The following is a 953-nucleotide window of genomic DNA, read 5'->3' as shown; positions in this document are numbered from 1 at the left end:
CGTGCCGAGCCCGGCGAACGTCGCGTCGAGGCCGCCGAGCGGATGCGCAACATCGGGCTGCCGGGTTATTTGGATTTGTCGCGACTGCAGCTTCGTGACCTGCCGCCACTTCCGGCCGACCTGGCCTGGCTCGACTGTGGAGATAACGTGCTAACCCAGTTGCCGGTGTTGCCGGCTCGCCTGCAAACGCTCCAGTGCCAAAACAACCCGCTGGGTAGCCTGCCCGCGCTGCCAAATTCGCTTGTAAGCGTTGACGTGAGTGGCTGCCCACTAACCGCGCTGCCTGCGCTTCCCGCCAACCTGAGAACCCTTCGGGCGACCCACTGCCAGTTGACGTCGGTGCCGCCGAGGTGGCCAGCCAATTTGGGCGTTTTGGATTTTGAGGGAAACCAGATCGCACGGATGGATGAGATACCCACGCGCAGGCCCGGACTTTTCTGGGAATACAACCTGCGCCATAATTTGCTGACGGCGTTGCCGAGCAATGTGCAGCACCGCAATCCCGGCGGCGCGCTACATCTGGAAGGCAATCCGCTGTCTGCGCACGCGCTTGAACAGCTGTCACAGTTGACGAACGATCCGCGTCACGTGGGCCCGACAATCACTTTTTCGATGGCCGCGTTCGACCCCTCAATGCCCTAGCCCGTTCGCTAGTCTCCACAAGTGAAAACGAAAAGGCCCCGCGCGAGCTGCCGGGGCCTTCCGCTTCAGATAGTTGGCGAACAGATCAGTTGTCAGTGGCTACTATCTGCTCGCAGACTCGAATGCAGGTCGACTCCTTTTGGGGTCAGCAATCCGTCTGGGCCCAAGTACCCCTTCTCCCGCATGTGTGCTTCGGCTCGATTGAGCAAGCGCCCTCCCATCTCCGACAACTCGCCCACAGTACTCACAAATGCCGCCACAGAGTTGGCAGTCGTGCCGCGAGACTCGCAGAACTGCTTCATGGAAGTGTA

Annotated in this window: 1 pseudogene; it reads left to right on the top strand. The window is 60.8% G+C overall.

The annotated features are described in order from the left end of the window. Nucleotides 1–642 (top strand): annotated as a pseudogene (locus tag AB6O04_RS20695) (hypothetical protein); the annotation flags it as partial. Nucleotides 643–953: the final 311 nt, after the last annotated feature.

The organism is Pseudoxanthomonas sp. UTMC 1351, from assembly GCF_040948865.1.
Lineage (GTDB): Bacteria > Pseudomonadota > Gammaproteobacteria > Xanthomonadales > Xanthomonadaceae > Pseudoxanthomonas_A.
Note: the sequence above shows the minus strand (reverse complement) of the source record. Positions and strands in the feature narration are given on the sequence as shown.